Raw genomic sequence first — 25,101 nt, 5'->3', positions numbered from 1 at the left:
TGACGGGCATGCGTGCTCGCCGTCTTGTCGCCGTCGCCAGCGTGGCGGTCGGCCTCGTCGCCCTCTCCGGTTGCCGTTCCGAGCCCGGTGTCGCCGCGTACGTCGGTGACCACCGGATCACCGAGGACGCCGTCACCGAGGTCATCGACGACGCCCGGGCCAAGAACCCGGCGCCGACCGAGGCGACCGAGCCGGTGCCCGGCCAGCAGGTTCGACTGCCCGGACGCAGCGAGGTGGTGAGCACCCTGGTGCTCGGTCAGGTCTGCGAGCGGGTCTCCGCCGCCGAGGGCTACCGCCCCCAGGGGCAGGCCGAGGCGGCGCAGGTGGCCCAGCAGCTCGGCATCAGCCCGGAGGCGACGTACGCGCGCCAGGTCGCCGAGATGTACACCTGCCTGTCCGGCATCCCGGTCGGCTCACCCGTGGTGCCGACCGAGCAGGAGCTGGCCGATCTCGTGGCGGCGGGCAAGCGGGCCGGTGCCGTACCCGCCGACGTGACCGTCGAGCAGGCCGCCCCGCAGCTCGACGGCGAACAGCTCCGGTCCGCCCTGGCCACCCGGAACGCCCTGGCCGAGGCGGTCGAGACGTACGACGTGACGGTCAACCCGCGCTACCGTCCGCTGGAGTTCCCGGTGCTCAGCTTCGCCGGTCAGGCGGTCGCGGTGGGTGTGCCGCTGGGTGAGCGGGGCTCCGACGCGGTCACCGAAGTGTCCACCCCGAGGCCGGCACAGACCGGCCCGGCCGACGGCTGACCGTGCCCCGGATCGTCCTGCTGGTGACCTCACCCCGGTTGCCGGCCGGTCTGCTGACGGCGACCGCCTGGGACGTCGTACGCGCCGCGCCGGTGCTCGCCGGGGCGGAGAGCGAGTTGGTCACGGCGCTGCGTGTGGCAGGCGCCGAGGTGCGGGTGCCCGACGGCCCGGCGGTGCCCGCGCTGCTGGACGCGGCGGCGGCGCACAAGACCGTGGTGTGGTTGGCCGGCCCGGCCGGCGACGAGTCGCTGGCCCGGGAGTTGGGGCTGCGGCTGGCCCGCGAACCGGGGCAGGCGGAGCTGGAGCTGATGTACGGCTCCTGGGATCCGCCCGGGGCCCGGCTGCTCGACGCGGTGGCGGTGCTGGACCGACTGCTCTCGCCGGGCGGCGATCCGTGGAAGCGGGCGCAGACCCACCGGAGTCTGGCCGGGTTCCTGCTGGAGGAGTGCTACGAGGCGTACGACGCGATCGCCGCAGGGGACACCGACGCGTTGCGCGAGGAACTGGGTGACGTTCTGCTCCAGGTGGTGCTGCACGCCCGGCTGGCCGAGGAACTGCCCGAGGGCGAGCGGTGGACCGTGGACGACGTGGCCGGTGGGCTGGTCGACAAGATGGTCCGGCGTAACCCGCACGTCTTCGCGGACGCCCAGGCGGGCAGCCTGGAGGAGATCACCGCGAGCTGGGAGCGGATCAAGCAGGCCGAGAAGTCCCGGGACTCGGTGCTCGACGGCATCGCGGTGAGCCAGCCCGCGCTGGCCCTGGCCGCCAAGATCCTGGAACGCGCCACCCGGGCCGGGCTCGGTGTGCCGCTCCCGTCGCCGCAGGCCCAGCCGGACGCCGAGGCGGTCCTGGGCACCGCCCTGCTGACCGCCGTGTCCGAGGCCCGCGACGCCGGCCTGGACCCGGAGACCGCCCTGCGCCGCGCCACCCTCGCCCACGCCGAGGCCATCCGCGAGGCCGAATCCACCTCCCGCCCGAGCTGACGCACCGACCCAGTCGACTAACGACGGTGGTCGGCACTGCCGGGATCGTGGCAGTGCAACTGCTCCAGGCCCGGCGTGTCGAACAGCTACGCTGCCACGCTGTTGCCCAAGGGAGGCGGGGGCGCATGAAGAAGCCCCCAGCATCGCGCTGGGGGCTTCTGCGTACGGGTCAGCCCAGGGGGCCGATCTGCTTGGCCAGGTTGACGAACCCGTGCCAGTTGTGCGGGCTGAAGTGGAGGGTGCCGCCGTCGCGGTCCTTGGTGTCGCGGACCAGAACGACACCGGGCAGGTTGTCGGCCACCTCGACGCACGATCCGCCGTTGTTGCCACTCTTCGTGCTCTTGCGCCACCGCGCGCCGGTCATGTCCATGATCCTGCCGCTTTCCTGATCAGGTCCAGTGATTGGGGACGGGATAGGGCTTCGCTACTGATGCGTTCCCACCTCCCACTGAGGGTAGCAACCGACGCAGCGTCCTTAACTATCTGCGCTGGTCCCTGGCTATCGACATGTGCGACATGCTCGCCATCCGGCAACTCGACGATGATGAATCCACCGCCCAGACCGGGATACATGCCGAGGTCACGGGGAACAATGAGCACTTTGACGTGCGGCAGTTCAGCACAGGCGGCGAGATGCTCGCATTGCTCGCGCATCAGACTGCGGTCACCGTACGCCGACTGGTAGAGCACATGCTCGTGGATGACTGCGACCAGCAGGGGCGGGCGTTCCCGGCGCAGGATCGCCTGCCGGTTCATGCGCGACGCAACGAGGTTATCGACCTCGCTCGGCGTGAGCGCCTCATCCGCCAGCGTGGCCCGCGCATACGCCTCGGTCTGGAGCAGGCCCGGCACCCAGCAGTGTTCGAACCAGCGGATGGCAACTGCCTCCCGCTCCCAGTCGACCCAATCGCGTAGCCATTGTGGCTCGCTGCGCTTCAGGACGTCAGGCCATAGGTCCCCAACGTCCCGGCCAAGCATCGATGCGATCGTGCTGCGCCGACGTGGTTGCGGTACACGTCCTGGGGAGATCCAGCGCGATGCGGTCTTGGGATCCACACCAGTCTGGGCTGCCAATTGTTCGGCCGTAACGCCAGCCTCGGCCATGGCTGCCCGAAGTGCATGGTTCATCCCGCCTCCAACATCGACGTCCCGAACGTCCTCTGAGAATAGATGAACGTCGTGTACTGGTCCCGTTACTGGTTGGCAGTGTGTCTTCAGGGCGGCGCGACCGGTGGGCACACCCGAACCGGCGGTCGCGTTCGTCGAGGGGGTGCCCCCGGTCGTCGGCACGGTCGGGGGTGCCCCTCCTCAAGTGATCGAGGGGGCATCATGTCGGGTCGTCATCGGCGCAGACGCGGGCGCGCCTGCGTCTGTGACAGGTGCACACCGACGCGTGTGCGGCAGCGGCCCGACAGCGCGGTCCCCGGCCCGGTCCTGACGCCGAGTCGTGCACCCGGCGGAACCTGTCAAGTCAACTGAGACAATTTCTTGATTTTGTTTAGCTTTGTGCTGGTGGAAGAGGGGCTCCGGCCGAGGTCACGGCCTGTTCCGGGTGGCTGTTGTCGGGTTTGTTGATCCATGCCCGGTCCGGTAGCCGGGGTGGTTGGGGACGGCGGCGTCCGAACCGTTCGGGATGTGCGGCCCAGGCGGCGTCGAGGGTGCGTTGCCGCTGTTCACGGATCTGTCCGGCGGTGCCGTGGTGGACCGATGCCGGGGTGTGCAGGCCGATCCCGGAGTGCCGGTGTTCGTGGTTGTAGTAGCTGTAGAACGCTTCGCAGTGCTGTCGGGCGTGCTGGATCGATCCGAACCGCTCTGGGAACGTGGGGTCGTACTTGAGTGTCTTGAAGCTGGCCTCGATGTACGGGTTGTCGTTGGAGGTCTTGGGCCGGCTGTGGCTGCGGCCGATTTTGAGATCGGTCAGCAGCTGGGTGACGGTCTTGCTGGTCATCGCGGCGCCGCGGTCGGCGTGCACGGTCAGCTGATCGGGGTTCACGCGTTCGCGGGCGGCGGCGTCGGCGATCAGCGCTTCGGCGAGTTGGCCGTCCTCGTGGGCGGCGACCATGTGCCCGACGACGTAGCGGGACCAGATGTCGATCACCGTGTAAAGGTGGAACCAGACGCCCTTGACCGGGCCGCGCAGCTTCGTGATGTCCCACGACCACACCTGATTCGCGGCGTCGGCGACCAGTTCGGGTTTGGTCCGGGCCGGATGGGTGGCCTGGCTGCGGCGTTCGCCGGTCTGCCCGGCGGCCCGCAGGATCCGGTACATCGTGGACTCCGAGCACCACCAGCGGCCCTCGTCGAGTTCGCGGGCCCACACCTGCGCCGGGGCCAGATCCACGTATGGCGGGCTGTTGAGCAGGTCCAGGACCTGCCGGCGTTCAGGCTCGGTCAGCGCGGACGGCGGCGGCTTACGCGGTGCTCTCGGCCGGGAGACCAGCGGCGGGGCACTACGGCGATACAGCGTCGCCCTGGACAGGCCGGTCAGCCGGCACGCGGGCGCGATGCCCCACAACGGCGTCAGCGCCGCCTGCGCCTCGGCGAGGACGAGTTCGGCATCGCCACGGCATCCGCGCTCTCGGAGAGCAGTTCCAAGAGCGCGTGAGCTTTTCCCATGATCGACAACGCGGTCTGGGTCTTGTTCAACTCGGCCTGCAGGCGGGCGTTCTCCCGCTGAAGACGGGAAAGTTCAGCGTTCTCGGCCTTCTTCGCCGCCCGCGCAGCCGATTGCCGCCGGTCCGTCAGGCCGGCCGCGGCTCCGGCATCCCGCGCCTTGCGCCAGTCGAGAAGGTGTGAACCGTACAGCCGTTCCCGGCGCAGAATCGCCCCGCGAGCCGCCGCATCCGGCACCGACTCGTACTCGTCCAGAATCCTCGCCTTGAACTCCGCGGTGAATGTCCGCCGCTGGGGCCGGGCGTCCGGATCCAGACTCTCATGGGGCCTCGACGTCATGCTGATGTGCTCTCCTCAGGGCCGTCCAGGAAGAGTATCCCCTGGTAGACGGGCTGTCTCACATCAGCGTGACAGGGAGGGCGGCCTGGCCGCTCGGCTCCCGCCGCGGCCAGGGGACGATTCGACGCAGATCATCTGGGACCAGGCCGGGGATCTGAGGACCCTCGGTCAGACCCTGCGCGGCCTGGGGCGTGCATCGTGAGCCGCGAGCACGTTCCCAGTCGGCCACTCTGGCGGTGCCGCGCCTGCGGGGCACACTGGCCGTGCAGCCCGGCGAAGTTGGCTCTTCTCCACGAGTACGCGGGCCACACGTTGGCGATTGTCTTCTACCTCGCGCTTTCGATGCGGGATGCCGTGGCCGACATCGTCGCGCTCGGCTTCACTCCCGATCTCGCCGCGCTCAACGATCGGTTTATGCGATGGATCAACCATCCGATCGACCAAGACGAGGAGGCACCCCGTGGAATCACAAACTCCTGCTGGCCCGGCAGATCCGGTCTGTCCGCGCTGGTGCGGTCTAAGCGAGAGCCCCGCCGCTGAGCTGGCCACTCATCCAGGGGCAGGGTGATGTCGTTGAACGTGTGCAGGGCAAGGGCGCCGCCGCCGAGCGCGCCTAGACTTGGCCCGGCTTGAGCAGTGGAGATCGGAGACGGAATGCAGGTGACCGAAGTTCTGGACGTCCTGGCGACCCTGTATCGCGCCAGTGATCACCCGGACCACGAGGCGGTGGAGCGGTACGGGCGGGACAAGACCGCTGGTGAACAGTCTCCCCCCCGGAGTACGGGTCACCCACCGATCCGGCTCGTCAGCTCTGCTGGCCGCGACGTCATCGCCGCGCCCGGCACCGAAGTCGGTGCCCCTGCCGGCGGAGATGCCGCCCCCCGCTCAGCGGGCAATCCGGATGCTCGCCTTCACTACCCGGCTACTCGACTTCGCACGACCCTCCGCGTTCGCGGAGTGGGACACGTGCGACCTTCCCGGGGTGTGGCTGTCGCCCTCGGCGCTGAGGATCAGATGCGCCGACGGCACAACGGTCTACCTCCACGTCACTGTCGCGGCTGGTAGTGGTCGCGAGCCGGAGGTGGACCCGCACCCGGACTACCGCTTCCCTGAAGGAGTCCGTACATGCCTCCCGGCAGTCAGTGCAGCACATGCGGAGCGCGCGTAGGCGTTCCTCCAGGATCGGCCTGCCCACCGCACCAGGCGATGGGTAGCCGGGGCACCTGCCCCGGTTCCGGTCGACCCATCCATGTAACTCCTACCTTTCGCCCGCCCCGGGTCGCCCATCTCTTCCGTGGTGCGCGACCCGGGGCGGGCCCGCCGCGCTACCGGCGACATACCCCCGACCGCCGGGCGGTGGCGTGGCTCGGTGATCAAGAGGTTTGCGTCGAGGAGACCGGTCGGCGCGACGCAAACTCCTTGATCACCGGGGTGGGTGGCCCGCTTGCGGTGGGCGGGGCTCAACGGCGTGGGGGGCGGGGGATCGGTGGGGTGGTTAGGGTCGGGGGGTGGAGACGTTCGGGGTGGTGGCGGAGCGGATCGTCGAGGCGTTGCTGGTCAGTCGGCCGGGGGTGGCCACCTCGGTCGGAGACCACCGGTACGACGACCGGTTGCCGGATCTCTCCGCCGACGCGGTGGCGGCCGACCGGGCGATGCTTGTGGACGCGGCCAGCGTGCTGTGCGAGATCGACCCGGACCCGGGCGACGTCGAGGAGCAGGTGGACCACGCACTGCTGGCGGCGGCGGTCGACCGGGAGTTGTTCGAGCTGACCGAGATCCGGGCGCACGAGTGGGATCCGCTCGCGCACAGTCCCGGTCCGCTGTTGCACGCCCTCGTCGCCCGGCCGTACGCGCCGGTCGAGGAGCGGCTGACCGCGCTCGCCGGTCGGCTCGCCGCCGTACCGGACGCGTTGGCCACCGCACGGGCGACGCTGCGCGACATGCCCCGGATCCACGCCGAGACGGCGGTCGGGCAGTTCACCGGCACCGCCGCGTTGGTCCGGGACGAGGTGCCGGCGTTGCTCGCGCAGGCACCCGCGCTCGCCGATCGGATCGAGCCGGCGGCCACCGGGGCGATCGCCGCGCTGGAGGAGTTCGTCGCCTGGCTGCGCACCGGGCTGGCCGCCGACGACGGGCCGGGTCGGGACCCACGGTTGGGACGGCTTCGCTGGGAGGCCCGCCTGTGGCACACCCTCGACACCGAACTGGGTGCCGCCGAGATCCAACGGCGGGCCTGGGCCAACCTGGACCGGGTCGGCGAGGAGATCCGCGCGGCAGCGGTCGAGTTGGTCGGCGGTCCGGCCGACGACGAGACGGTACGCCGCGCGCTCGACCTGCTCGCCGCCGAGCATCCGGACGACCACACCATCGTCGACCTGGCCTCGATCACGATGGACGAGGCGAGCGATTTCGTCCGCGCGCACGACCTGGTGACCGTGCCGGACGACCCCTGCGTGATCCAGGTGATGCCGCAGTTCGCGCGCGGCGTCGCGGTGGCCTACTGCGATGCGCCGGGCGCGTTGGAGTCCGCCGATCTGCCCACGTTCTACTGCATCGCGCCGACCCCGGCGGATTGGCCGGAGCATCGAGTGGAATCGTTCTACCGCGAGTACAACGACCACATGATCAGGAACCTGACCGTGCACGAGGCGATGCCCGGTCACTTCCTCCAGCTCGCCCACGCCCGCCGCCACCGGGGCGAAACCCGGGTCCGTGCGTTGACGCGGTCCGGCCCGTTCGTCGAGGGTTGGGCGGTCTACGCCGAGGAACTGATGGCCGGCCACGGGTTCGGCGGGCTATCGGTGCGGTTGCAGCAGCTCAAGATGCAGTTGCGGATGACCCTCAACGCGCTGCTGGACCACCTGGTCCACGCCGAGGAGGTGCCCGAGGCGGAGGCGATGGCGCTGCTGACCGGGCGGGGCTTCCAGGAGGAGGGCGAGGCGGCCGGTAAGTGGCGCCGCTCGCTGCTCACCTCGGCGCAACTCTCCACGTACTTCGTCGGGTACGCGGAGGTGGCCGACATCGCCCGGGCCCGCCCGTCCGAGGTGGCGCTACGGGACTGGCACGACGAGATGCTGGCGCACAACTGCCCGCCCCCGCGCCATCTGCGTACCCTGCTCGGGATCTGAGCCTCAGATGGCGGGCCGGTGGTCCACCACACCCGCGCCCGGCGGCAGCTCGAACGCCGCGCCGTCGACCTGCTCCTGGTAGCGGCTCAGCGCCAACTCCACCGGCACGCCGTCGACCTGGCCGGTGAAGCTGCCGAGCACGCCCTCGGCGGTCACGCAGGCGTTGAAGCTCTCGGCGGTCTGCCGTACGTCGACGCAGGTGGCGTGGTGCCCGGCGATGGTGTTCTCGCGCTGGGTGATGACCGCGCCGGGGTCCAGTGCGGCACTGGTCAGCAGGCCCATCACCAGCGGGGGCGTGACCAGGCCCTCGCGTTCGGCGGCGGCGAAGACGACCACCGGTGGCTTGCTGTTGGGGGCGGGAGGGGCTTCGAGCGTGCAGACCGTCCGACCCTCGTCGGCCTCGCAGCGGGTGGTCGCCTCGGCGGTGACCGTCAACTTGCCCTCCGGCCACTCGTACGCGGACCGGGCCGGGTCCTGGGACTGGTTGATCGACGCGGTACGCCCGCCGGAGAGTTGGTACTGCGCCGAGTAGGTCAACTCCAGCGCCCGATCGATCCGGGCGGCGAGATCGTTGACCACGTCGGCCCGTCCCATGGCCCGTCCGGCGTCGTCCAGAGCCTGACAGCCGGTGACGGTGAGCAACGCAATGACCGACACGGCGAGCGTACGGAGGGTGGTCGAGGCGGCGGGCATGGCGCCAAGCCTGATCGATCAGGTCCCGCTCGTGCAAACTCGTTGCCGGTTGACGCACGAGAATTCGGGAATGTCCGACCCGTCGGCGGTCACAGAGCGGGTCGTGGCCCGCCCGGTCGCGGTGCGGAGGAACGGGGACCGATACGCTGCGTTCAACACCTGCCTCAGCCGCACCGTCGCGGCCCATACCGCACGAGACGACACGAACGAGGAGCGACTCAGTGGCAACCATCGAGGTAATCGAGGCTCGGGAGATCCTGGACTCGCGGGGCAACCCGACGGTCGAGGTCGAGGTCGGACTGGACGACGGCACGATCTCCCGGGCGGCGGTGCCCTCCGGCGCCTCGACCGGCGCCTTCGAGGCGATCGAGCTGCGCGACGGTGACAAGGGCCGCTACCTGGGCAAGGGAGTGGAGAAGGCGGTCGCCAACATCGAGGACCGCATCGTCGACCAGCTCATCGGGTACGAGGCCAGCGAGCAGCGGGTGATCGACCAGAAGATGCTGGACATCGACGGCACCGACAACAAGGGCGAGCTGGGTGCCAACGCCATCCTCGGCGTCTCGCTGGCGGTGGCCAAGGCGGCGGCCGGCAGTGCCGGGCTGAGCCTCTTCCGCTACCTGGGCGGGCCGAACGCCCACCTGCTCCCGGTGCCGATGATGAACATCCTCAACGGTGGGGCGCACGCCGACAGCAACGTGGACATCCAGGAGTTCATGATCGCGCCGATCGGCGCGCCGAGCTTCCGGGAGGCGCTGCGCTCCGGCGCCGAGGTCTACCACGCGCTCAAGTCCGTGCTGAAGAAGAAGGACCTGTCGACCGGGCTCGGCGACGAGGGCGGCTTCGCCCCGAACCTGCCCACCAACGCCGCCGCTCTCGACCTCATCGCCGAGGCGGTGGAGAAGGCCGGCTACACGCTCGGCACCGACATCGTCTTCGCCCTGGACGTGGCCGCCACCGAGTTCTTCGCCGACGGGCGCTACACGTTCGAGGGCGTCGCCAAGAGCGCCGAGGAGATGAGCGAGTACTACACCAAGCTCGCCGACGCGTACCCGATCGTGTCGATCGAGGACCCGCTGGCCGAGGACGACTGGACCGGCTGGCAGACGCTGACCGCCGCGATCGGTGACCGGGTCCAGATCGTCGGCGACGACCTGTTCGTCACCAACCCGCAGCGCATCGCCCGGGGCATCACCGAGCGGGCGGCGAACGCGGTGCTGGTGAAGGTCAACCAGATCGGTTCGCTGACCGAGACCCTGGACGCGGTCGACCTGGCCCACCGGGCCGGCTTCACGTGCATGATGAGCCACCGTTCCGGCGAGACCGAGGACACCACCATCGCCGACCTCGCGGTGGCCACCGGCTGCGGCCAGATCAAGACCGGTGCCCCGGCCCGCTCCGACCGGGTGGCCAAGTACAACCAGCTCCTGCGCATCGAGGAGGAGCTGGCCGACGCGGCGCGGTACGCCGGTGCGGGCGCCTTCCCGCGTTACCGTTCCGTCTGACGGGTGGTGAACCTCGGGGGAGGGGTGTGATGCAGCAGCGCCGCACGCCGGGTGGTCAACGTCCGGCCCGCCGGCCGGGGCGCACCGGTCGGCCCGGCGTCGGCCGGGGCGCGGTCCGGGACGGCGGAGGTGTCCGCGCCGAGTCGCGTACCACCGCCGGCCGGGCGCCGTCGGCCGCCCGCGGCGCGGAGGGCGTACGCTCCGCCAAGCGGCCCGCCGCGGCCCGGCGTACCGCCGCAGGCGGCGTCACCCGGCTCTCCGCACCCCGATCCCGAGGACTCACCGGCCGGGCCACCGTGCTGGTCGCGGTGTTGATCGCGCTCGCCCTCGCCTACACGTACCCGGTCCGGGTCTACCTCGACCAGCAGGCCGACATCGAGCGGATGGAAGCCTCGCAGGACGCCCAGCGCAAGCTGATCGCCGAGCTGACCGAGAAGGCCGAGAAGTGGCAGGACGACGCGTTCATAGAGTCCGAGGCCCGACGGCGGTTCTTCATGGGCCGGCCCGGCGAGAAGCTCGTGCTCGTGCTCGACGACCCGGCCGGCGCCGCCCGGGACGCGGGCGGCACCGACCCGGCGACGCCGACCTCCGTAGACCCGTGGTACGACACCCTCTGGTCGAGCGTGCGCGCCGCCGATGCGACCCCGACCGTCGACTGAGCACCGATCACCCCCGCCCGAACGAGAGATGGCACCGTGACTGTCGTACCACCGCAGGAGCCGGCGGCGGCCTCCGTACCCCCACCGAAGCGGGAGCCGGCCACGGAGGCCGACCTGGCCGCGGTGGCCGCGCAGCTCGGACGCCCGTCGCGCGGGACCCGGGCGGTGGCCCACCGCTGCCCGTGCGGCCTGCCCGACGTGGTGGAGACGACGCCCCGGCTGGCCGACGGCACCCCCTTCCCGACGCTGTACTACCTCACCTGCCCCCGGGCCACCGCGGCGTGCAGCCGGTTGGAGTCGGCCGGGTTGATGCGGGAGATGGCCGACCGGTTGGCCACCGACCCGGAGCTGGCCGACCGCTACCGGGCCGCGCACGAGGACTACCTCGCCCGGCGGGAGTCGATCGCCGAGGTCCCCGAGATCGCCGGCATCTCGGCCGGCGGGATGCCCGGCCGGGTGAAGTGCCTGCACGTCCACCTCGGTCACGCACTCGGCGCCGGGCCCGGCGTGAACCCGTTCGGTGACGAGACCCTGGACCTGGTCGAGCCCTGGTGGGCGGCGGGCCGGTGCGTCGACGTGCCGGACACCGAGTGAGCGACGAGCCCACTCCGGACGGGGCCGACGACATCCTGGTCCGGCCCGCCCGCACGACCGACGTACGGGCGATCCGCCGGTTGATCGACACCTACACCGACGACCGCCGGCTGCTCAGCAAGGCCACCGTCACGCTCTACGAGCATGTGCAGGAGTTCCGGGTCGCCAGCCGGGGCACCGACGGCGTGGTGGTGGGTTGCGGCGCGCTGCACGTGATGTGGGAGGACCTGGCCGAGATCCGGACGGTGGCGGTCGACCCGACCTGCCGGGGTCGGCGGATCGGGCACCGGATCGTGGCCGAGCTGATCGAGGCGGCACGGGACCTGGGCATCGCCCGGATCTTCGTACTCACCTTCGAGACCCGGTTCTTCGGCTCGTTCGGCTTCACCGAGATCGATGGCGCCCCGGTGCCACACCCGGTGTACGAGCAGTTGCTGCGCTCGTACGACGAGGGGGTCGCCGAGTTCCTCGACCTGGAGCGGGTCAAGCCGAACACGCTGGGCAACACCCGGATGCTGCTGCGGCTCTGACGCCGGGACCCCGGTCGCCGCGCCACTGTAGGGTGACCGTCGTGACGACGCGTGTGGCCGCCATCGACTGTGGCACCAACTCGATCCGGTTGCTGGTCGCCGACCTGCCCGACCCGTCGGCCGGGCCGTCCGCACCGCTCGTCGACGCGTCCCGGCGGATGGAGATCGTCCGGCTGGGCCAGGGCGTCGACGCCACCGGCCGGCTCGCCCCCGAGGCGATCGAGCGGACCCGGGTCGCGCTCGCCGACTACGCCGCGGAGATCGAGAAGCTGGGCGCCGAGCGGGTCCGGATGTGCGCCACCTCGGCCACCCGGGACGCGGAGAACGCCGCCGACTTCCGGACCATGGTGCAGCAGACGCTCGGCGTCGCACCCGAGGTGGTCAGCGGGGACGAGGAGGCCAGGCTCTCCTTCACCGGCGCGGTGCGCGGGCTGCCGTCCGACGCGCGGTCGCCGTACCTGGTGGTCGACATCGGGGGCGGCTCCACCGAGTTCGTGGTCGGCAGCCGCGACAGCGGCGTCGACGCGGCGATCTCGATGGACATCGGCTGCGTCCGGATGACCGAGCGGCACCTGCACGGGGACCCGCCCGGGGTGGACGAGATCGACGCCGCGCAGGCCGACATCGCGGTGGCGGTCGACCGCGCGCTGGCAGTGGTGCCGGGACGCGAGGCGGCCACGCTGGTCGGGCTCGCCGGGTCGGTCACCACCGTGGTCGCGATCGCCGAGGGCCTCACCGGGTACGACCCGACCCGCATCCATCACGCCCGGGTGTCGTACGACCGGGTGGCGGAGGTGACCGCCGAGCTGCTGGCGGCGGACCGGGAGCAGCGGTTGGCGATCCCGGTGATGCACCCGGGCCGGGCCGACGTGATCGGCGCGGGCGCGCTCGTCCTTCGGGTGATCATGGAACGGGCGGGCATGGACTCGGTCGTGGCCTCCGAGCACGACATCCTCGACGGCATCGCCTGGAGCCTGGCACAACCTGTGGCCTGAGTCGCGAACGGGAGGTGAACACCACTGCTCCCGCATCTTCCTCGCGATGGTCACCGCGTGGCAGGCTACCGACACGTGCGACCAGCCAACGATGACTGACCGCTAGGAGGATGGGCCGATGGGCGAAATGGTTACTTACCGTGGCGACGGGGGTGCGGTCGAGGGGTACCTCGCGGTGCCCGCCACCGGGACGGCCAGCCCCGCGGTCATCGTCATCCACGACTGGTGGGGCCTGGTGCCACAGATCCGGTCGGTGGTGGACCGCTTCGCCGAGGCGGGCTTCGTCGCGCTGGCACCGGACTTCCGGCACGGCGAGCCGGCGGGCAAGCCGAGCGAGCCCCGGCAGCTGCTGAACGGGCCACAGATGGACGAGGCGGCCCGGGAGATCGCGGTGGCCGCCGAATACCTCGCCGGGCGTACCGAGGTGGCCGGCAAGGTCGGCTGTGCGGGCTTCTGCGCCGGGGCGAGCCTGGCGCTCTGGGCGGCCAGCCACTCCGAACGGATCGTCGCCGCCGCCGCGTTCTACCCCCGGCTGCCCTGGGAGGGCATGCGTCCCGAGTGGAGCGACTACGCCGGCAAGGACGCGCTCGTGCACTGTTCCGAGGCGGACGGCACCTCCACCGACCCCGGCGTCCAGGCGGTACGCCGGGCCATCGAGAACGCCGGTGGCACCTGCCAGTTGCACGACTACCCGGGCACCGCGCACGCCTTCTTCAACGAGGACCGGCCGGAGAAGTTCGACCTGCGTGCCGCCACCAGCGCCTGGGCCCGCACGCTCGAACTGTTCCGGGCCAAGCTTGGCTGAGTCGCGTACCCCGGCGGGCGTGGCCGCCCGCGCCACGCGGGCGGCCGACCTGGTCGACCTCGACACGGCCGTCGTCGACTGCTTCGCCTGCCCCCGGCTGGTCGCCTGGCGGGAGGAGGTGGCGCGGACCAGGCGCGCCGCCTTCCGCGACCAGGAGTACTGGGGTCGGCCGGTGCCCGGCTTCGGTGACCCCGAGGCCCGGATCGCCGTGCTCGGTCTGGCCCCGGCCGCGCACGGCGGCAACCGCACCGGCCGGGTCTTCACCGGTGACCGCTCCGGTGACGTGCTCTTCGCCGCGCTGCACCGCGCCGGTCTGGCCAACCAGCCGACCAGCGTGGCCGCCGACGACGGGCTGGCGCTGCGGCACACGCGGATCTTCGCGGCCGTGCGGTGCGCCCCGCCGGACAACAAGCCGAGTCCGGCCGAGCGGGACTCCTGCGCGCCCTGGCTGCACCGGGAGGTCGACCTGTTGCGGCCGACGCTGCGGGTGGTGGTGGCGCTGGGCGCCTTCGCCTGGGCCGCGTGGTGGCCGGTGGCGCGCGACGTGTACGGCGTCCGTCCGCCCGGCCCGCGACCCTCGTTCGGCCATGGGGCACACTGGTCCGGCACGGCCGTACCGGAACTGCTCGGCTGCTACCACGTCAGCCAGCAGAACACCTTCACCGGACGGCTGACACCAGGAATGCTGGACGACGTGTTCGTCCGGGCGAAACGACTGGCCGGGTTGGACTGACGCTGCGGGGTGGTGGAGATGGCGGACGTGACGCAGACGAGTCCGCCGTACGCCCTGGTGGAGCGAAGGTAGGTCGGAGTGGACCTGCTGCGCAAGTGGTGGCCCGTCACCGCGGTGATCGGCCTGCTCGCCCTCGTCACGCTGGCCGCCGCGCACTCGTCGATCGGCGCGAGCCGGATCCCGCCGGCCGTGGAGGACGCCCCGTTCGTCCTGGAGTACCCGACCGACGATCCGCGTCCGTCGATCCCGGCCGAGCCCCGTGAGGCCGCCGAGCAGACCCGGACCGAGGTCCCGTCCTGGCTCGGCACGGTGGCGCTGGCGCTGCTCGGGATCGTCCTGCTCGGAGTCATCGGCTACCTCGCCTGGACGGTGATCCGTGGCATGGCCCGCCGGGTCACCCGGACACTGCCCGCGCGCCCGGCCCGGCGCAGCGCCGCCGGCACCGCCCGCGAGGTGGTCGCCGCCGTCGACGCCGGCCTGGTCGACCTGGACGACCGGGACACCGACCCGAGGGCCGCGGTGATCGCCTGCTGGGTCCGCCTCGAAGAGGCCGCCGCCGGTGTCGGGGTGCCCCGACTGGCCGGCGACACCCCCACCGACCTGGTCACCCGGCTGCTGCGCGGTGACGCCGCCAACGGCGTGCCCGCGATCGTCAGCGCCGACGTGCTGGCCGAGCTGGCGCACGTCTACCGCGAGGCCCGCTACGCCACCCGGCCGGTCGACGAACGCACCCGCGACCAGGCCCGCGCCGCCCTGCGCCGGTTGCGCGGCGAACTCGCGGCCACGGTCGAACGGGACCAGGTGGTGGCGTGAGCAGAACCAGCATCGACGACCTGCTCAGCTTCGAGGAGGAACGACCGGTCCAGCACGAACCACTCCGGGGCGGGTGGCTGCGGAGTGTGGTGGCCTTCCTCGCCGTCACCGCCGCCGCGACCGTCGTCCTGGTCGCCGGCCTGCGGGCAGTCGGGTTGCGGGTCTCCCTGGTGGTGCTGGTCGCCGGAGTGGTCACCGTGCTCGCGGTACGCCGCATCGTCGCCACCCTCGCCCCGCCGCCGCGCTCGGGACCGGCCGTGGCGCGACCGCAGCAGGACGGGGAGGAGGACGGGATGTACAACTGGGACGCCCGGGACGCGCTGCGTACCGCGATCAACGGTTGGGAACTTCCCCTGGAGTGGTCCAAGACCCAGCCCGAACGCTTCTCCCATCTGATCCTGCCCCGCATCGCCGAGCTGGCCGACGAGCGGCTGCGGCTCAAGCACGGCGTGACCCGCGAGTCGGATCCCGGCCGGGCCCGGGCCCTGCTGGGCGAGCGACTGTCGACGTTCCTGGACACCCCGCCCCGCCGTACCCCCTCGCCGCGCGATCTCGCGGCGATCGTCGCCGAACTGGAGAAGATCTGATGAACGACGTCGGCCAGACGATGCCCCCCACCGAGGTCGGCCGCCTCGCCCGGGCGGTGCTGGACGCGGTGGGCCAGGTCGTGGTCGGCAAGCGGGATTCGCTGGAACTGGTCCTCGCCGGCATCCTCGCCGGTGGGCACGTGCTGCTGGAGGACCTGCCCGGCCTGGGCAAGACGCTCACCGCGCGGTCCTTCGCCCAGGCGCTCGGGCTGGACTTCCGCCGTCTCCAGTTCACCCCGGACCTGCTGCCCGCCGACGTCACCGGCTCGTTCCTCTACGACCAGCGCAGCGGCGACTTCACCTTCCGGGCCGGTCCGGTCTTCACCAATCTGCTGCTGGCCGACGAGATCAACCGGACGCCGCCGAAGACGCAGTCCGCCCTGCTGGAGGCGATGCAGGAGAAGCAGGTCTCGGTGGAGGGAGTCACCTACCGCCTGGACGAGCCCTTCCACGTGCTCGCCACCGCCAACCCGATCGAGTACGAGGGCACCTACCCGCTGCCGGAGGCGCAGCTGGACCGCTTCCTGCTGCGGGTGTCGTTCGGCTACCCGGAGCACGAGGAGGAGTGGGAGGTGCTGCGCCGGCGGATGGCCCGCCGCCGCGAGGAGGCCGAGATCAAGCCGGTGGTGGACGCCGCCACCCTGCGCGCCATGCAGGCGGCGTTGGAGGACGTGGTGGTGGAGGACTCGGTCGGCCGGTACATCGTGTCGTTGACCGCGGCCACCCGCGAACACCCGTCGGTGCTGGTCGGTGCCTCGCCGCGAGGTTCGCTGGCGCTGCTGCTGCTGGCCCGGGTACGGGCCGTGCTCTCCGGCCGGGACTACGTGGTGCCGGAGGACGTCAAGGACGTCGCGGCACCGGCGCTGGCGCACCGGATCACGCTGCGGCCGGAGATGTGGCTGCGCCGGGTCGACCCGTCCTTCGTTGTCGGCGAGGTCCTCGACGGCACCCCCGCACCCGCCAGTGGGGCGCTGCCCAGTCACGCCGCCGGTGGACCGGGACACTGACCCGTCGTGACCGCTCCGGACCGACCGGCCCCGCCCAGCTGGACGCCCACCGCGGCGCTTGGCCGGGCGGTGCTGCTCACCGGCCTGCTGCTGGCCGCCGCGGTGCTGTTGGGCCGGGTCGACCTGGTCGTGCTGGCCGTACCGTTCGCGCTCGGCACCGCGTACGCGCTACGTCGTCGTCCTACCGATCTGCCGCAGGTGTGGATCAGTGCTGACGAGGCGCACCTGGTGGAGGGTGGTGAGGTGAGCGGCACGGTCAGTGTCGGCAACCCGGGCAGCGTGCCGTACGACGTGGCGGTGCTGCGTACCCGGATCTCGCCCTGGCTGCGCGTGACCCGGGCGGCTCTCGCCGGTGGCGCCGTGGCCGGTGGCGGCTCGCCCGCCGGCCGGCGTCCCGCCCCGACCGATCGTCCCTTCGTCACCTCGGTCGCCCCGGGCACTGCGGTCGACCTGGAACTCTCCGGCACCGCGCTGCGCTGGGGGCGGCACCGGATCGGCCCGGCAGGTGCCCGGGTCGCCGCCGCGCAGGGCCTGCTGACCTCCCGTGCCGTGTTCGCCGAGTCGATCAGGTCCAAGGTGTACCCGAAGACCGAGCCGTTCGAGGCGGTCGAGGCGATGCCCCGGGCCGCCGGCCTGGTCGGCGCGCACCATTCGCGCCGGCCCGGTGAGGGCGGTGAGCTGGCGGGTGTCCGGATCTTCGCCCCCGGCGACCGGCTGCGCCGCATCGACTGGCGGGTGTCCCTGCGGGCCCGGCAACTGCACGTGGCGTCCACGCTCTCCGACCGGGACGCCGAGGTGGTGGTGCTGCTCGACGTGCTCGCCGAGGCGGGCCGCTCCGGCGGGATCGCCGGCACCGCCTCGGTGCTGGACACCACGGTCCGGGCCGCCGCCGCCATCGCCGAGCACTACCTGCATCGGGGCGACCGCGTGGCGCTGCTGGAGTACGGCCCGAGCGCCCGACGCCTGCGCCCGGCCACCGGACGACGCCAGTACCTGACGGTGCTGGAGTGGCTGTTGGACGTGAAGGCGCAGTCCTCCCCGCACGAGCCCTACGACCAGGTGTTCGGGCCGCAGGTGCTCTCCGCCGACGCCCTGGTGGTGGTGCTCACGCCGCTGCTGGAGGAGCGGTCGGCGCAGATGCTGGCCCGGCTGGCCCGGTCGGGACGGTTCGTGGTCGCGGTGGACACCCTGCCCGCCGACCTGAACCCGCCCAAGGACCGGGGCTGGTCCGAGGTGGCGTACCGGCTGTGGCGGCTGGACCGGGACACGATGATCGCCCAGCTCCGCGAACACGGGGTGCCGGTGGTGCCCTGGGCCGGTGCGGGCAGCCTCGACCAGGTGTTGCGGGATGTGGCCCGGCTGGCCACCGCGCCCCGGGTGGGTGGCCGGTGATCGGGCGGCTCAAGGCGGTACGCACGGCGGCCGGTCGGATCACCCTGGCCCCGATCCTGGTGCGTCTCGGGGTCTTCCTCGCCACGTTCGCCGGGTTACTCCTGTCGTATCCCGTCCAGATGCTCCAGGGACAGACGCTCGGTGCGCTGGCCGTGGTCGCGGTGGCGCCCGCGGTGTCGCCGCACCGGTTCTGGCCGAGTTTCGCCGCGCTGGTCACGGTCGCCGGGTGGGTGCTCGCCACCGACCTGCACGAGCGACCGATCGCGTTGTGGCGGCTGCTGGGCGTGGCGGCGCTGCTCTATCTCGCGCACACGCTGGCCGCCCTGGCGGCGCTGCTGCCGTACGACGCGGCGGTGGACCCGGACCTGGTCGTGGGTTGGCTCACACGCGCGGGCGCAGTGGTGCTCGCCACATCGGTCCTCGGGGTGCTGCTGGTCGAGTTGGCCCGGGTCGGCAGCGACGGCACCGGACGGTTGCCGGTCACGATCGCCGGTCTGCTGGTGGTCGTCGGGTTGACCGCGATGCTGGCCTGGCTGCTGAGACGCAGGTGAACGGCGGTCTCGGCGGGACTGCCGTGGGCTGCGGTGGCCCGGTGATCCGTTCGGGTTCGTCCCTGCGGTAGCGCGGGTCACACTGAGGTTGTGCTCGGTCACAGAAGGGTGCCGCGAGCGGGATGACCGCCCCTGCCGGGGGAAGGATGTAAGCGTGAATCCGAAGCGGATCCTTGTGGTGGGTGCCGGGCACGTCGGGCTGTACGCGGCCCTGCGCCTGTCGAAGAAGCTCAGCTCCCGTGAGGCCGAGGTCATCGTCGTCGACCCGCAGCCGCACATGACCTACCAGCCGTTCCTTCCCGAGGCGTCGGGAGGGAACATCTCTCCGCGGCACTCCGTGGTGCCGCTGCGCCGCGAGTTACGGCGGTGCACGGTGGTGTCCGGTGCGGTGACCCGCATCGAGCACGACCGCAAGACCGCCACCGTGCAGCCGATCATCGGCCCGCCGCGTGAGATCGCGTACGACCACGTCGTGGTCGCCCCGGGTTCGGTCTCCCGGACCCTGCCGATTCCCGGCCTGCACGAGCACGGCATCGGCTTCAAGACCATCGGCGAGGCCATCTATCTGCGCAACCACGTGTTGGAGCAGTTGGACGTGGCGGCCGCGACGACCGACCCGGAGGTACGCCGCCGCGCTCTCACCTTCGTCTTCGTCGGTGGCGGGTACGCCGGCATCGAGGCGCTCGCCGAGATGGAGGACATGGCGCGGCACGCCCTGAAGTACTACCCGGAGCTGAAGGTGTCGGACATGCGGTGGGTGCTGGTCGAGGCCACCCAACGGGTGCTGCCCGAGGTCGACCGGGACATGGGTGCCTACACCGTGCAGCAGCTGCTGAAGCGGGACATGGACATCCGGCTGGACACTCGCCTGGAGTCCTGCGTCGACGGGGTGGTCACGCTCTCCGACGGGGACAGCTTCAGCTCCGACACCATCGTCTGGACGGCGGGCGTGAAGCCGGCGCCGATGCTGGACGCCACCGACTTCCCCCGCGACGAGCGGCGTCGGGTCACCTGCCGGCCCACCCTCCAGGTGGTCGACGGTGACCGGGTGGTCGAGGGCGCCTGGAGCGCCGGGGACTGCGCCGCCGTGCCGGACCTGACCAAGCCGCCGGGCAACTTCTGCTCGCCGAGCGCCCAGCACGCGGTACGCCAGGCCCAGCGGATGGCCGACAACATCGTCGCGGTGGTCCGTGGCGGGCAGCCGGTCGACTACAAGCACAAGCACGCCGGCAGCGTGGCCAGCCTCGGCCTGTACAAGGGCGTGGCCCAGGTCTACGGCGTCAAGATGACCGGCTGGCCGGCCTGGTTCATGCACCGGACGTACCACATGAGCCGTATTCCCTCGTTCAACCGCAAGGTCCGGGTGGTTGTCGACTGGACGCTGGCGTTCTTCCTCAAGCGTGAGGTGGTCGCCCTCGGTCAGTTGCACGACCCGCGCGAGGAGTTCGCCGAGGCGTCCTACCCGGGCTCCAAGGCGTAGTGGTCCGAGCCCGCGCGGCCCACCGGCCGCGCGGGCTCAGGCGTTGTACTCCGCCGGCCCGGTGCTCAGCCCGGCCGAGAAGTAGTGCGGGCTGAACATGCCGTCGGCGACGCCGATGGTGCGGATCGCCCTCTCGGACACGCCGTTTTCGCGTGCGGTGGGTGCGACGCTGCTCACGGCCTCGACCCTAGACGAGTAGTTCCGAAGTCAGGGGTCGATGTCTGGGCATGAAGAGAGGGCATCCAAGATCATGGTGTGACGCAAGACCTGGATACCCTCTTGACCGCACTGTACGTGAAGATCGACGACAGCATCCGCACCCCCCGGTGGCGGGGACGGCCGCCGCTACTGACCGACTCCGAACTGGTATGCCTCGCGGTGGCGCAGGTCCTGCTCGGTGCCCGCTCTGAGGCGCACTGGATCCGCTACGCCCGTATCCACCTGCGCCCCTGGTTTCCCTACCTGCCGCAGCGGCCGGGCTACAACAAACGGCTCCGCGCTGCCCTGCCGCTGATCAAAAAGGTCATCCGGGACCTGGCCCGCGACAGTGACTTCTGGTTCGACCACCACTGGATCGTCGACTCCACCCCCATCCCGTGCGGCATGTCCCGCCCCACCGCCCAGCGCTCAGACCTCGCCGGCTGGGCCGGATACGGCTACTGCGCCTCCCATTCCCGCTTCTTCTGGGGACTCCGGCTCTACCTGGTCTGCACCCCGACCGGGATGCCGATCCTGTGGGCCCTCGCGAACCCGAAGATCGGCGAGCGAGAGGTCCTCGCCGCGATGCTGGACGTCGAGGCCGGCGTGGTGGCAGAGCACGACAGGATCCTGCTGATCAGCGACAAGGGATTCGCCTCCAAGCCATTCGAGCGGCAGTTGGCCGAGCAGGGCATCGAACTGCTGCGCCCGTCCCGCAAGAAGGAGAAGGCCCGCTACGGCGAGCCGATGCTCAAGAAGGTCCGCCAGTTGATCGAGTCGGTCAACGACACCCTCAAAGGCCAGCTTGACCTGGAACAACACGGCGGACGAACCTTCGACGGTGTGGCCGTCCGGGTCGCCCAACGCCTCCTCGCCATGACCGCGGCGATCTGGCACAACAACAAGACCGGCGCACCCGTCACCCGGTCACTGATCGCCTACGACCACTGACCGCAATTCGGAACAACTCGTCTAGTGCGGGTGCTCGGCACGGGACGCCGCAGCGGGCGGGAACCCGCTACCGTGGCACTGCACCACGCGTGTCGGCGCGTCGGGGTCACCCGCCCGGGTGGTGGAACGGCAGACACGGCCGCCTTAAAAGCGGCTGCCGCAAGGCGTGCGGGTTCGACCCCCGCCCCGGGCACTCTCAGGGTTCCCTCAGCATTCCGATCGACACCGTGCTGCTCCGGACGTTTACTCTTGTAGCGCGCGTTGACGTGCCACGACCCCCTTAGGGAGGCCAGAGAGTGAAGACTTCGAACCCGGTGCTCGCCCGGCTCGGTCAGGCGGCCGAGCGGGAGCGTGCCGCCGGGTACGCCCCGCCCGGGCCGTACGGCCAGCCCGGATACCCCCAGCAGCAGTACCCGCCGCAGGCCGGTTACCCCGGTGCGCCGGGCTTCCCGTCCGCGCCGCCGGCGGCCACCACCATGTCGATCGACGACGTGGTGGTCAAGACGGTCATGCTCCTGGCCATCGTCGGTGTGTCCGGTGCGGCCGCATGGGTGCTGGTGCCGGACGCGCTGCTCGGCGTCGCCTGGATCGGTGCCGCCGTCGTGGGCCTCGTCCTCGGCATGATCATCTCGTTCTCCAAGATGGCGAACCCGGCTCTGGTCGTCGCGTACGCGCTGGTCCAGGGTGTGCTCGTCGGCGCGGTGAGCAAGTTCTTCGAGTCGCTGTACGACGGCATCGTGATCCAGGCGGTGACTGCCACCTTCGGTGTCTTCTTCGTGATGACCATGCTCTACCGGGCGAAGGTCATCCGGGCGACGCCGAAGTTCGTCAAGGGCATGGTCGCCGTGATGGCGGGTCTCTTCGCCGTCATGCTGATCAACCTGGTGCTGGCGATGTTCGGTGTGAACACCGGTCTGCGTGACGGCAGCCCGCTGGCCATCGGGTTCAGCATCGTCTGCATCGTGGTCGCCTCGCTGAGCTTCATCCTCAGCTTCAAGGAGGTCGAGGACGGCGTCCGGATGGGCCTGCCGCAGCGCTACTCCTGGGTCGCCGCCTTCGGCATCCTGGTCAGCCTGATCTGGCTCTACATCGAGATGCTGCGCCTGCTGAGCTACTTCCAAGGCGACGACTGATCATCGCCGCCCAGCGACCGACCGGCGCCCGCCCCGCCCGGGGCGGGCGCCGTCGTTCGTGGCCACCCCGCGTTGCCCGGAACTCCGCCGTCGGCGGGCATGATCGCTTGCTCCGGCGCGGTGCGTACAGTGCGGGGATGGGCGATTCGCAGGGGCGGGACGAGGTGGGGCAGGGGGTGGAACTGCTGGTGCGGCAGGTGGCGCACTGGCAGCAGCCCCGGTGGTCGGCCACTGCCTCCCGTGGCAACGTGTCCCGGGCCGACCTGGTGCACCGGCTGGTCCAGGAGATCGCCAACCTGGCCGCCGACGCGGAGGGGCAACCCCGGCGTACCGTGCCCCGGCTCGGCAACGACCTCGTTCTGCCCGACCAGCTCCGGGTGGTCGCCGCCGATCTGCTGGCCGTCGCCCCGACCGGCGGGGCGCTGGCGCGGGCCGCCACCGAGGTGGCCGCGACCCGCACCGCGCTCTAGCAGGTCCCGCGTCAGTTCAGGCGTTCGAGGACCATCGCCATGCCCTGCCCACCGCCGACGCACATGGTCTCCAGGCCGATGGTCTTGTCGTGCCACTGCAACGCGTTCAGCAGCGTGCCGGTGATCCGGGCGCCGGTCATCCCGAAGGGGTGACCGACGGCGATCGCGCCGCCCGCCACGTTCAGCTTCTCCTCGGAAATGCCGAGCTGCCGGTACGACGGGATCACCTGGGCCGCGAACGCCTCGTTGATCTCCACCAGGTCGACGTCGTCGATGGTCATGCCGGCCCGCGCCAGGGCCTGCCGGCTGGCCTCGACCGGGCCGAGCCCCATGATCTCCGGCGAGAGCGCGGTGACACCGGTCGAGATGATCCGGGCCAGCGGGGTGATTCCCAGTTCCTCGGCCCGCTGGGCACTCATCACGACCACGGCGGCGGCGCCGTCGTTGAGCGGGCAGCAGTTGCCGGCGGTGATCCGCCCGTCCGGCCGGAACACCGGCTTGAGTGCGGATACGGCCTCCAGCGTCACTCCGGCACGCGGGCCGTCATCGGCGCCGACCACGGTGCCGTCCGGCGTGGTGACCGGGGTGATCTCGCGGGCCCAGAAGCCGTCGGCGATCGCCTTCTCCGCCAGGTTCTGGCTGCGCACGCCGAAGGCGTCCATGTCGGCGCGGCTGACGTCGTGCACCTGGGCCAGGTTCTCGGCGGTCTGCCCCATGGCCAGATAGACGTCGGGCAGCGTGCCCTGCTCGCGGGGGTCGGTCCAGACCGGGGCGCCCGCCTCCGTGCGGCCCTTGGAGCGTTGGCGCGCCTCGGTGAACCGGGGGTTCTCCCAGCGTCCCAGCAGGGCCTGCGCCTCCGGGGGGAGGACGTCGGAGTTGCCCCGGGCGTAGCGGGAGACGGTCTCGACCCCGGCGGAGACGAAGACGTCGCCCTCACCGGCGCGGATCGCGTGCATCGCCATCCGGGTGGTCTGCAGGGAGGAGGCGCAGTAGCGGGTGGTCGTGGCGCCGGGCAGGCCGTCGAGGCCCATCAGTACGGCGACCACCCGGGCCATGTTGAAACCCTGTTCGCCGCCGGGCAGGCCGCATCCCAGGTAGAGGTCGTCGATCTCGCGCGGGTCGAGCTGGGGGATCTTGTCCAGGGCGGCCTGCACGATGGTGGCGGCGAGGTCGTCCGGCCGGACATCGCGGAGGGAACCCTTGTGGGCCCGGCCGATGGGGGAGCGGGCGGTGGCGACGATGACGGCGTCGCGGGACGACTCAATCGGCATGGGCCCACGCTAACTCGCTGGTAACTTGCAGCGAAAGTTTTCCATCGTCGGAAAATGTCACCCCGCCGGGCAGATCCGATCGATCCAGGTCAGCGGCGAGGCGTGACCCTCGCGGCGGCGACCAGGGCCGGAAGCAGGGCGTGCGCCCAGAGCCGGTAGCCGTCGGCGGAGGGGTGGTAGCCGTCATTGCAGAACGTCCCCGCGTCGGCCCGGAACACCGGACCGGTCTCGGTGGCCAGGTCGACCACCGTGCCGCCGGCGTCCAGGACCGCACCGGTCTGCGCCCGCGCGACCCAGCGCCCCACCAGACCGACGACCTGACGCAGCGGAGGGGCGATCGCGCGTACCGCGCCCAGGTCCGGACAGGTTCCGACGACGACCTCGACGCCCGCCTGGCGCAGCCGGTGCACGGCCGCCCCGAGGTAGGCGGCGGCGTCGGCCGGGCGGCGCATGCTGGTCACGTCGTTCGCGCCGACCAGGATGACCGCGACGTCCGGCCGCTCGCCGAGCAGCGCCCGCGCCACCTGCGTGGCCAGGTCGGTCGAGCGCGACCCGGAGACGCCGACGCTGGACAGGTGCACCTGCCGCCCGGTCGGCCCCTCGGCCAGCAGTTCGGCCAGTTGCCCGCCGATGGTGTCGCCCAGCCGGTCGACCCCGACGCCGAGCGCCGAGGAGTCTCCGAGCAGCACCAGACGCAGCACCGGTGCGTCGCTGCGGCCGACCGTGGCCCGCAACGCGAGCCCCAGCTCCGGCTGGGCGTAGCGGCGGTTGCGTGCCGCCACGGCCTGTCCGGCCAGGACGGCGGCACCACCGAGCGTGCTGGCGAGCAGGGAGACGGCGGCGGTGCGGGCGACCCGGGCGCCGGGGGACAGCCCGGTCATCGTGTCACTCCCCGGCGAGTGCCGGCACACCGTCGCCCGTG

The 25,101-nt window shown here is 71.5% G+C and carries 28 protein-coding genes and 1 tRNA gene; 21 read left to right on the top strand and 8 right to left on the bottom strand.

All coding sequences use genetic code 11. The features are described from left to right. Nucleotides 1-8 precede the first annotated feature (8 nt). Together ID554_RS08415 and ID554_RS08410 are read left to right on the top strand one after the other, a co-directional pair. On the top strand, nt 9-749 hold the full coding sequence (locus tag ID554_RS08415) for a hypothetical protein (protein ID WP_117230389.1): 741 nt from the start codon (nt 9-11) through the stop codon (nt 747-749). Between the two features lie 2 nt (nt 750-751). After that, on the top strand, nt 752-1,732 hold the full coding sequence (locus tag ID554_RS08410) for a nucleoside triphosphate pyrophosphohydrolase (protein ID WP_117230388.1): 981 nt from the start codon (nt 752-754) through the stop codon (nt 1,730-1,732). 169 nt (nt 1,733-1,901) lie between these two features. On the opposite strand, the gene ID554_RS08405 is transcribed toward ID554_RS08410, so the two are convergent. The 4 genes from ID554_RS08405 to ID554_RS08390 form a co-directional block, all read right to left on the bottom strand. Further along, the gene (locus ID554_RS08405; protein ID WP_117230424.1) at nt 1,902-2,096 is read right to left on the bottom strand and encodes a DUF397 domain-containing protein; all 195 of its coding nucleotides are present in this window, start codon (nt 2,094-2,096) and stop codon (nt 1,902-1,904) included. Further along, complete coding sequence (locus ID554_RS08400; protein ID WP_117230387.1) at nt 2,093-2,860, bottom strand: helix-turn-helix domain-containing protein; 768 nt, start codon at nt 2,858-2,860, stop codon at nt 2,093-2,095. The genes ID554_RS08405 and ID554_RS08400 overlap by 4 nt, the downstream gene beginning before the upstream one ends. A gap of 370 nt (nt 2,861-3,230) precedes the next feature. After that, nucleotides 3,231-4,247, bottom strand: a complete 1,017-nt coding sequence (locus ID554_RS08395) for an IS3 family transposase (RefSeq protein WP_113974893.1) — start codon at nt 4,245-4,247, stop codon at nt 3,231-3,233. Between the two features lie 5 nt (nt 4,248-4,252). Continuing rightward, nucleotides 4,253-4,684 (bottom strand): hypothetical protein, encoded by a 432-nt coding sequence (locus ID554_RS08390; RefSeq protein ID WP_191088757.1) that lies wholly within the window; start codon nt 4,682-4,684, stop codon nt 4,253-4,255. Nucleotides 4,685-4,996: 312 nt separating this feature from the next. Between ID554_RS08390 and ID554_RS08385 the strand changes: the two genes are divergently transcribed. Together ID554_RS08385 and ID554_RS08380 are read left to right on the top strand one after the other, a co-directional pair. Beyond that, nucleotides 4,997-5,224, top strand: a complete 228-nt coding sequence (locus tag ID554_RS08385) for a hypothetical protein (protein WP_191088756.1) — start codon at nt 4,997-4,999, stop codon at nt 5,222-5,224. Nucleotides 5,225-6,192: 968 nt separating this feature from the next. Then, a complete protein-coding gene (locus ID554_RS08380) occupies nt 6,193-7,812 on the top strand; it encodes a DUF885 domain-containing protein (RefSeq protein ID WP_117231099.1) in 1,620 nt (539 codons plus the stop codon). A gap of 3 nt (nt 7,813-7,815) precedes the next feature. Here ID554_RS08380 and ID554_RS08375 read toward each other — a convergent pair whose 3' ends face one another. After that, a complete protein-coding gene (locus ID554_RS08375) occupies nt 7,816-8,505 on the bottom strand; it encodes a hypothetical protein (RefSeq protein WP_117231098.1) in 690 nt (229 codons plus the stop codon). A gap of 221 nt (nt 8,506-8,726) precedes the next feature. Here ID554_RS08375 and eno point away from each other — a divergent pair, with 221 nt between their 5' ends. From eno to ID554_RS08310, 13 genes are all read left to right on the top strand, one after another. Beyond that, on the top strand, nt 8,727-10,010 hold the full coding sequence (gene eno, locus ID554_RS08370; protein WP_117231097.1) for a phosphopyruvate hydratase: 1,284 nt from the start codon (nt 8,727-8,729) through the stop codon (nt 10,008-10,010). A gap of 29 nt (nt 10,011-10,039) precedes the next feature. After that, complete coding sequence (locus ID554_RS08365; protein ID WP_117231103.1) at nt 10,040-10,669, top strand: FtsB family cell division protein; 630 nt, start codon at nt 10,040-10,042, stop codon at nt 10,667-10,669. A gap of 36 nt (nt 10,670-10,705) precedes the next feature. After that, nucleotides 10,706-11,263, top strand: a complete 558-nt coding sequence (locus ID554_RS08360) for a DUF501 domain-containing protein (RefSeq protein ID WP_117231096.1) — start codon at nt 10,706-10,708, stop codon at nt 11,261-11,263. Then, a complete protein-coding gene (locus tag ID554_RS08355) occupies nt 11,260-11,793 on the top strand; it encodes an amino-acid N-acetyltransferase (protein ID WP_223884492.1) in 534 nt (177 codons plus the stop codon). The genes ID554_RS08360 and ID554_RS08355 overlap by 4 nt, the downstream gene beginning before the upstream one ends. Before the next feature lie 53 nt (nt 11,794-11,846). Beyond that, nucleotides 11,847-12,788 carry a Ppx/GppA phosphatase family protein gene (locus tag ID554_RS08350; protein WP_117231101.1) on the top strand — a complete coding sequence of 314 codons (942 nt, stop codon included), beginning with the start codon at nt 11,847-11,849 and terminating at the stop codon, nt 12,786-12,788. 118 nt (nt 12,789-12,906) lie between these two features. Further along, nucleotides 12,907-13,593: a dienelactone hydrolase family protein gene (locus ID554_RS08345; RefSeq protein ID WP_117231095.1), complete on the top strand. Its 687-nt coding sequence runs from the start codon at nt 12,907-12,909 to the stop codon at nt 13,591-13,593. A 19-nt stretch (nt 13,594-13,612) separates the two neighbouring features. After that, the gene (locus ID554_RS08340; RefSeq protein WP_117231094.1) at nt 13,613-14,326 is read left to right on the top strand and encodes a uracil-DNA glycosylase; all 714 of its coding nucleotides are present in this window, start codon (nt 13,613-13,615) and stop codon (nt 14,324-14,326) included. A gap of 84 nt (nt 14,327-14,410) precedes the next feature. Next, complete coding sequence (locus ID554_RS08335) at nt 14,411-15,139, top strand: DUF4129 domain-containing protein (protein ID WP_117231100.1); 729 nt, start codon at nt 14,411-14,413, stop codon at nt 15,137-15,139. Further along, on the top strand, nt 15,136-15,726 hold the full coding sequence (locus ID554_RS08330; protein ID WP_117231093.1) for a hypothetical protein: 591 nt from the start codon (nt 15,136-15,138) through the stop codon (nt 15,724-15,726). Before ID554_RS08335 ends, ID554_RS08330 begins: the two co-directional genes overlap by 4 nt. Beyond that, nucleotides 15,726-16,733, top strand: coding sequence for an AAA family ATPase (locus ID554_RS08325; RefSeq protein WP_117231092.1), 1,008 nt, complete (start codon nt 15,726-15,728; stop codon nt 16,731-16,733). Before ID554_RS08330 ends, ID554_RS08325 begins: the two co-directional genes overlap by 1 nt. 6 nt (nt 16,734-16,739) lie before the next feature. After that, complete coding sequence (locus ID554_RS08320; RefSeq protein WP_117231091.1) at nt 16,740-18,125, top strand: DUF58 domain-containing protein; 1,386 nt, start codon at nt 16,740-16,742, stop codon at nt 18,123-18,125. Beyond that, nucleotides 18,122-18,676, top strand: coding sequence for a hypothetical protein (locus tag ID554_RS08315; RefSeq protein ID WP_117231090.1), 555 nt, complete (start codon nt 18,122-18,124; stop codon nt 18,674-18,676). Before ID554_RS08320 ends, ID554_RS08315 begins: the two co-directional genes overlap by 4 nt. 154 nt (nt 18,677-18,830) lie before the next feature. Continuing rightward, the gene (locus tag ID554_RS08310; protein ID WP_117231089.1) at nt 18,831-20,156 is read left to right on the top strand and encodes an NAD(P)/FAD-dependent oxidoreductase; all 1,326 of its coding nucleotides are present in this window, start codon (nt 18,831-18,833) and stop codon (nt 20,154-20,156) included. A 36-nt stretch (nt 20,157-20,192) separates the two neighbouring features. On the opposite strand, the gene ID554_RS08305 is transcribed toward ID554_RS08310, so the two are convergent. Further along, nucleotides 20,193-20,333: a hypothetical protein gene (locus ID554_RS08305; RefSeq protein ID WP_158573868.1), complete on the bottom strand. Its 141-nt coding sequence runs from the start codon at nt 20,331-20,333 to the stop codon at nt 20,193-20,195. 78 nt (nt 20,334-20,411) lie between these two features. Here ID554_RS08305 and ID554_RS08300 point away from each other — a divergent pair, with 78 nt between their 5' ends. From ID554_RS08300 to ID554_RS08285, 4 genes are all read left to right on the top strand, one after another. Continuing rightward, on the top strand, nt 20,412-21,305 hold the full coding sequence (locus ID554_RS08300) for an IS982 family transposase (protein ID WP_191088568.1): 894 nt from the start codon (nt 20,412-20,414) through the stop codon (nt 21,303-21,305). A 112-nt stretch (nt 21,306-21,417) separates the two neighbouring features. Beyond that, a tRNA-Leu gene (locus ID554_RS08295) sits at nt 21,418-21,498 on the top strand. A 103-nt stretch (nt 21,499-21,601) separates the two neighbouring features. Then, the gene (locus ID554_RS08290) at nt 21,602-22,438 is read left to right on the top strand and encodes a Bax inhibitor-1/YccA family protein (protein WP_117231057.1); all 837 of its coding nucleotides are present in this window, start codon (nt 21,602-21,604) and stop codon (nt 22,436-22,438) included. Between the two features lie 137 nt (nt 22,439-22,575). Continuing rightward, nucleotides 22,576-22,908 (top strand): hypothetical protein, encoded by a 333-nt coding sequence (locus tag ID554_RS08285; RefSeq protein ID WP_223884491.1) that lies wholly within the window; start codon nt 22,576-22,578, stop codon nt 22,906-22,908. An 11-nt stretch (nt 22,909-22,919) separates the two neighbouring features. On the opposite strand, the gene ID554_RS08280 is transcribed toward ID554_RS08285, so the two are convergent. Continuing rightward, a complete protein-coding gene (locus ID554_RS08280; protein WP_117231058.1) occupies nt 22,920-24,179 on the bottom strand; it encodes an acetyl-CoA C-acetyltransferase in 1,260 nt (419 codons plus the stop codon). Between the two features lie 89 nt (nt 24,180-24,268). Next, a complete protein-coding gene (locus ID554_RS08275) occupies nt 24,269-25,060 on the bottom strand; it encodes an SGNH/GDSL hydrolase family protein (protein ID WP_117231059.1) in 792 nt (263 codons plus the stop codon). Nucleotides 25,061-25,101 lie beyond the last annotated feature (41 nt).

Source organism: Micromonospora craniellae (genome assembly GCF_014764405.1).
Lineage (GTDB): Bacteria > Actinomycetota > Actinomycetes > Mycobacteriales > Micromonosporaceae > Micromonospora > Micromonospora craniellae.
The sequence above is the reverse complement of the archived record's forward strand: the minus strand, read 5'-3'. Positions and strand labels throughout refer to the sequence as shown.